The sequence below is a fragment of the Pseudomonas sp. genome (genome assembly GCF_028293835.1).
In the GTDB taxonomy this organism is placed as follows: Bacteria; Pseudomonadota; Gammaproteobacteria; order Pseudomonadales; family Pseudomonadaceae; genus Aquipseudomonas.
This window is the reverse complement of the sequence record NZ_JAQGNX010000184.1, coordinates 60,734-67,208: the sequence shown is the minus strand read 5'-3', so window position 1 is coordinate 67,208 and position 6,475 is coordinate 60,734. Positions and strand designations below refer to the sequence as shown.

Sequence of the window (6,475 nt, the reverse complement as noted above, 5' to 3'; positions counted from 1 at the left end):
GCCAGCACCTTGGACCTGAGTGCGCTGGGCACCCTGGAACAGGCCAGAGAAGTGACGGAATGCTTTGGCATCATTTTCCGCCAAAACCTCGATGAAGCAACCCGCCAGCGCTATCAGCCACAAGTCGCTATGGCGCTGTTCACTTGGGATTTGCAAGGCCGTAGTGTTTGCCAGGCACTGGTCCAGCAATGCGCCGATAAGCTCGGCATCAGCCTGAACGAAGCGACCCTGCGCTGGCTGGACGGTTACGCCCGCCATCTCCTTCCAGGCGTCATGCACTGCCTGTTCCGTCAAGGCGTGGTGTTGGAGCCCCATTTACAGAATACCGTCGTTGGTTTTGATGACGATGGGATGCCCTGTCGCGTATGGATCCGCGACCTTGAAGGGACCAAATTGGTTGCCAAACACTGGCCAATCGAGCGCTTGAGTGAATTGAGTGAGCGAACCCGCACCTCGATGTACTACGACCAAAACAAAGCGTGGCAACGTGTGGCGTATTGCGCATTGGTGAACAATCTGGGCGAGGCAATCTTTCACTTGGCTCGCGCCGACGCCGCACTGGAAAGCCGCCTGTGGTCACACATCGGCTCCCTCCTGCAAACCCAGCGAGCACTGTTTGATAATCCGCCACAACTGGTCGAGCTATGCGCCGGAGCGCCGCTGCCCAGCAAAGAAAACTTCATGACTCGGCTAATGATGCGTGCCGACCGCGATGCTGGCTACACCGCCCTACCCAGTCCGTTAGCCAATATCAGCGCGAGTACCTGCCCATGAGCCTGCCAGCGCGGATTACCGACGCCATTAGCCAACTGCGCAAACAACCGTCACCGATATGCGCCTACGTCTACGACCTGGTCGCCCTTGAGCGGCATATTCAAACCATTCGCGAATCGCTGCCCGCCAATTGCGAACTGTTCTATGCGGCAAAAGCCAATCCAGAAGCGCAGATCCTACAAACCCTCGTGCCGTTTGTGGACGGTTTCGAGGCCGCCTCCGGAGGAGAACTTCGCTGGCTGCACCAGCAGTGCCCTGGGACACCGCTTATCTTTGGCGGCCCCGGCAAGCTGGAGTCTGAACTCGAGACCGCCATGGAGTATCAAATCTCCGCCTTTCATGTCGAAAGCGTCAACGAACTGCGCAGTCTGGCGCAAATCGCCGCCCGTTGCGGTCGTAAAGCACCGGTAATGTTACGGCTAAACCTGACGCTGGACGAAGCACCCGACAGCCGCTTAGTGATGGGAGGAAAAGCCACACCGTTTGGGCTGGACGAATTCGCCCTGGACGAAGCCCTCGCGCTGTTGCGTGATGAACCCTGGCTAGCGTTTCAAGGGTTACATTTCCACTTGCTCTCCCACCAGCTCGACGTGGATGCGCACTTACGGTTGATTCGCAGTTACTTCCGTACTTTCCACAAACTGTGCCTGGAACACCGGTTGCTATTGCCAATGATCAATGTCGGCGGCGGTATGGGCATCAACTATCAAGACCACCACCGATCATTCGACTGGCCTGGATTTTGTACAAAACTTTCGGCTTTGATCATCGAAGAGGACATGGCCACTACGCAGATTCGTTTCGAGATCGGCCGTTTCATCAGCGCAGCCTGTGGTTATTATTTGATGCAGGTTCTGGACATTAAACGTAACCACGGCCAGTACTTTGCAATTGGCCGGGGCGGCACCCATCATTTTCGGACCCCCGCAGCGCAGAACCACAACCATCCATTTGACGTAATACGTGGACATCAACCGGCAGAGATCGTAAACCAACCGGTAACGTTGGTGGGGCAACTGTGCACACCGAAAGACGTGCTGGCAAAACAGCAGCCGGTGACCGAGCTGGCGGTCGGCGATATTCTGGTTTTCACACTGGCCGGGGCCTACGCCTGGAATATTTCACACCGGGATTTTTTGATGCATGAGCCGCCGCAGATGGTGTTTTTGAAGCAATAGTCAATATTTTACCTGAGCCCTGATGGCCGACACCCAGCGGCAAACATGCAGAGGCAAGACTGCACAGCAGTAACCGTCGGCCGTCCATCGCCCACCGACTTCAATCCTGAGCCTGCAGCCCTTTGAACTAAAGGCTTGGGGTCCGATCAACTAATTGATGTCCGGTCGAGCATAGTTTTTAAGGCGAATCGCCTTCACCAAGGCTATGCTGGCGGTGCACGTTTGGTGTACTAGCCATCGTAGTCGAGGCCTCAGCAAGGTATCCGTATGTCGTCTATTGTCTAAAAATATTGGCCGTTGCGGTGCCTGCTGAGCTAATCGCTCAGTGGATGTGCCCTGGTTCATGTTTCGATGATCGACAACGCATTTTCGAATTATCGCCTCATCTACCAAAGGGCTGCGATGAAGAGTGTTCCTGTCGCTTATAACCGACGTATTTTGATCATCGATGACACGCCATCGATACATCACGACTTCCGTAAGATTCTCTGCCCTGAACCGGACAGCGATCAATCGCTGGTCGATGCTGAAGCTGCATTGTTTGGCACGGTGCAGGCACGCCGTAAAATCTTCGAACTGGATTTTGCTTTTCAGGGCCAGGAAGCCTTGGTGTTGGTCGAGCGCGCGCTTGGTGAGGGTCGACCTTATGCACTGGCCTTTATCGACATGCGCATGCCGCCAGGCTGGGACGGGCTGCAAACCATAGAACGTTTGTGGAAAGCCGACCCGCAGTTGCAAGTAGCGTTGTGTACGGCCTTTTCCGACTACTCCTTGGAGGCGATGACTGAGCGCCTCGAATTCGGCGATCAATTGCTGATCCTGAAAAAACCATTCGACAGCCTGGCCATTCGCCAAATGGCCAGCGCCCTCACGGTGAAATGGCAGTTGGCACGAGATGTCGCGGCAAAAATGCTCGGGCTGGAACAGACCATTGCCGAGCGAGTGCAAGAGGCACTGAACGTTTCTCAGTTGTCTCAATACGACGTATTGACCGAATTGCCTAACAGCACGCTGCTAGGGGAACGACTGGCCCAAAGCATCACTCTTTCTCGACGCCACACCTCGCAGTTGGCGGTGATGTTTATTGGTCTGGACCGATTCGAGCGAATCAATACCGCCCTGGGACACCCCATCGGCGATGAAATGCTCAAGCAAGTGGCCCAGTGTCTGGTCAAGACCGTGCGTGCGACCGACACCGTATTTCGTTACGGCTCGGACCAGTTTGTATTGATATTGACCGACATCCACGACCCTCAACAAACCAGCGCCATTGCCAACAAGCTACTGGCCGCTTTACGAGAGCCGCATTACATCGCCGGGCATGACCTGACGATCACCGCGAGCCTTGGCATCAGTGTCTTTCCGGATGACAGTGAAGACGCCGTCGAGCTGATCAAGAAAGCTGAAACCGCCATGCGTAACGTCAAGCTCATCGGCCCGGGGGATTTCTGTTTTTTTGCCGACAACCTGAATGAAGGTGCTCGGGAACATCAATCCATCGAGTCGGGAATTCGGCTAGGCCTGGAGCGCGATGAATTCCGATTGCATTATCAGCCCAAGCTGAATTTGAAAACCGGCAAGATAGTCGGTGCCGAAGCACTGATTCGCTGGTTCAAACCCGACCATGGCTGGGTGTATCCGTCCGACTTTATCCCGGTCGCTGAAGACAGCGGCTTGATCATACCGTTGAGCAAATGGGTACTGCGCGAAGCCTGCCGTCAGTCCTGTGCCTGGCAATCCAGCGGCCTGCCAGCCATTCGTATCTCAGTGAATATTTCTGCCACCGAGTTCCGCCAAAAAGGCTTCCTTGATGGTATTCGCTGTGTGCTGGAGGAAACGGGAATGAATCCCGATCAGTTGGAGCTGGAGATTACCGAAGGCGTGCTCATGCACAATGCCGATGCGACGATTCAGGTATTACTGGCAATCAAAGCGATGGGTATCCACCTGGCCATCGACGATTTCGGTACCGGCTATTCCAGCCTGAGTTATTTGCGCCGCTTTCCCATCGACGTATTGAAAATCGACCAATCGTTTATTCGCGCGTTGGGCACCGACAGCAACGACGAAGCGCTGGTCGACGCCATTATCAGCCTCGGTAAAAGCCTCAAACTCAACATCATTGCTGAAGGGATTGAAACCCAGGAGCAGCTGGACTTTCTCCGGGCGCATCATTGTGAAGAAGGACAAGGCTACTTCTTCAGCCGAGCCGTTGAGCCCAAAGCGTTTGCCAGTATTCTCAGAGCCGGGACTTTGGATGCGGTGTTGAAAGGCTCCGTATCATCTTCATGAAGATGTCCCGCCGAATGATTGCGCTGACGTTGGGGGCCATGCCGCTGATTGTCGCCTCGACCTTGCTGTTTCTTTATATCAAATCCAGCACCGACAACACCGTTAACTATACTGAGTCCCGGGACTTGATTCGTCAGATCAAACAGCTGGATGCACAATGGGAGTCTGAAATTCTCAAGGCACGCATCACCGCCAACTTGAATTACGACACCCTGGTCGAGCCGTTGAGCGCCATGACCCGTCTCTGGCAACAGTTCGATCCGTTGGAGTACGGCCACCCGCGCCATACCGCGCCCCGTTGGCGCGACACCCATGATGCCTACGTGGACGCCATTACCGAAAAAGCCCGTTTGGTTGAACAGTTCAAAACCCACAACGCCCTGTTGCGCAACTCGTTGGCATTCCTGCCCATCGCCGAAGACAATATCCAGCTTCAGCTACAAAAGCTCGACCGAAACTCTCCACTTCTGCAAACAACGTCGATGGATATTTATGACTTGCTGCTCAGTTGCCTGGAGTTCTCCCAGGTTATTTCTGAAGACAAGGCCGCCGATATTCAAGTGGGTTTGAACCGGCTGGAGATAGACAAAGAACGCCTGCCCCTCAAAATGCATGTTGCGCTAGAGACATTGCTAAGCCATGTGAATGTGATTTTGCACCAGCAGCCAGTGGTCAATGACCTCGTCGCTCGCATCGGCGCAGTGCCGGTTGCCGCAAGGCTGGATGAAATCAACGGCTTGCTCAACAGCTACCAGGAACAAGCGGCGGGCGTTGATCGCAAGTACCACCATTACCTGCTTGTCTTGTCGGGGTTGATGTTTGTACTGATGATGTTTCTAGTGATACGCCTGCTGCGCAGTTATGCCGAGACCAATAACCAAATCAACAGAGCCTTGCATGCCGCCAACGAAAACCTTGAGCAGCGAGTCGAAGAACGTACCCGTGAATTAAAGGATACCCAAAGCGAATTGTTCGACACCGCGCGCCAGGCCGGTATGGCGGAAATCGCCACTAACGTATTGCACAACGTTGGTAATGTATTGAACAGCGTGAATACCTCGGCCGAGTTGATTACTCGCACCCTGCTCAGCAGTAAAGCCATTGGCCTCGGCAAAGCGGTGCAACTGATCAATGAACACACCCATGATCTCAGCCGTTTCATCAGCGATGACCCCAAGGGCAAATTGCTGCCGAACTACCTTAACCAGTTGGATAAAGCGCTGGTAGCGGAGCAACAAAGCATGGTCGAGGAGCTGGCGCATTTGACCCGCAGCATCGACCACATCAAGGACATCGTCTCAACTCAGCAATCCTACGCAGGCATTAACAACCTGGCTGAATGCGTGAACATCAATGACTTGCTTGAAGACGCCCTGCGCATGAACGCCGGCGCCTTGAATCGGCATCACGTCAAAGTGTTCAAGGCATTCAGCTACCTGCCGCTGATCATGGCTGATAAAAACCGCTTGCTGCTGATCCTGATCAATCTGATCAGTAACGCCAAAGACGCAATGAGTGATATGGACGAGCGTGCGCGACATTTGACCCTCGGGGTAACCATCATCGACGACGCTGTTTTGCGTATCAGCGTCCGGGACGAAGGCGAAGGCATCCTTGCTGAAAACATTACGCGAATTTTCACCCACGGCTTTACCACGCGCAAAGAAGGCCACGGCTTCGGCTTACACAGCTGTGCCCTCGCCGCTATCGAAATCAATGGGGCCCTCAGCGCCCACAGCAACGGACTGGGCAAAGGTGCAACGTTCACCCTTGAACTGCCATTGATCATCGCCGTGGATGAGCGCTGAGGCCCTGAGCAAAGGTTATCGCCTCAGCGGTTTGTAGGATTCCAGTGCGGCGGCTTTTTTGTCCATAGCCCCTTTTATCCCCGATAAATACTCAGCCTGAACCTGTTGGAACGTCGAACGTTGCAAAGCGTTGCTGACCTTCAGCGCGTTTGACGTTGCGCCAGGCGGTTCTGCCTGACGTACTGGACCGTTGCTGAAATTTCCTCGATGCAATCCTTTGATGGCCAAAGGCTGAAACTGAGGCGATAACGTATTGCTGATACCTAACATCATAAGACTATCCTTATTATTGAAAGCCATTAGCAACAAGCAAGGACTGCACCCGTTTCCCTGGCAGAACGGACATAAAGTATTAAGTCATTGTATTTAATAATTAATTGAATTAGTCAATGTAAGACTTTAGAGATTCTTTGTAGGCACTTT

At 53.7% G+C, this 6,475-nt stretch carries 4 protein-coding genes; all 4 read left to right on the top strand.

What is annotated here, in order from left to right:
- A partial coding sequence (locus tag JWR17_RS26230) for a ferric iron reductase (RefSeq protein ID WP_299836332.1) occupies positions 1-774 on the top strand: 774 nt, incomplete at its 5' end.
- Positions 771-1,952, top strand: a complete 1,182-nt coding sequence (locus JWR17_RS26225; protein WP_299836330.1) for a type III PLP-dependent enzyme — start codon at positions 771-773, stop codon at positions 1,950-1,952. The genes JWR17_RS26230 and JWR17_RS26225, both read left to right, overlap by 4 nt.
- Positions 1,953-2,354: 402 nt before the next feature.
- Positions 2,355-4,244: a bifunctional diguanylate cyclase/phosphodiesterase gene (locus tag JWR17_RS26220; RefSeq protein ID WP_299836327.1), complete on the top strand. Its 1,890-nt coding sequence runs from the start codon at positions 2,355-2,357 to the stop codon at positions 4,242-4,244.
- Positions 4,241-6,052, top strand: coding sequence for a DAHL domain-containing protein (locus JWR17_RS26215; protein ID WP_299836324.1), 1,812 nt, complete (start codon positions 4,241-4,243; stop codon positions 6,050-6,052). Before JWR17_RS26220 ends, JWR17_RS26215 begins: the two co-directional genes overlap by 4 nt.
- The last annotated feature ends 423 nt before the right edge of the window (positions 6,053-6,475 follow it).